We start from the raw sequence: 317 nt of genomic DNA, 5'->3' as shown, positions 1-317 counted from the left end.
TAGGCCTTGAGGTCGGCATACAGCGTCCAGATCTCGTCGCGCACCCGTTCCTGATCCAGGCGTTGGCGCGCGTTGAGCGGGATGAGTGTGTGAATCAGGCGTTCGGCGTGCACCCAGCACAGGGCATGCAGCAGGATGGCGAACTGTCCGGCGCCATCGCTGACAATGACCAGCTCGCGCGAGAGGCCTTTCGCCAACAGCCCACCGAGCAAGGCCCCCTCGGTGGCGATGCGCCGATGACGTTCCTTGGTGATCCCAAGGGCCTTGAGGTGTTCCTCCCACGCCGCCGTGGTCGCGATCTCCAGGATGGGTGAGGC

Annotated in this window: 1 pseudogene; it reads right to left on the bottom strand. The window is 65.0% G+C overall.

Annotated elements, in window-relative coordinates:
• Positions 1-317: pseudogene (locus GJ668_RS20265) on the bottom strand (IS66 family transposase); the annotation flags it as partial.

Origin of the sequence: Allochromatium palmeri (genome assembly GCF_009720725.1) — a bacterium.
GTDB lineage: Bacteria > Pseudomonadota > Gammaproteobacteria > Chromatiales > Chromatiaceae > Thermochromatium > Thermochromatium palmeri.
This window is presented reverse-complemented; position numbering and strand designations above follow the sequence as displayed.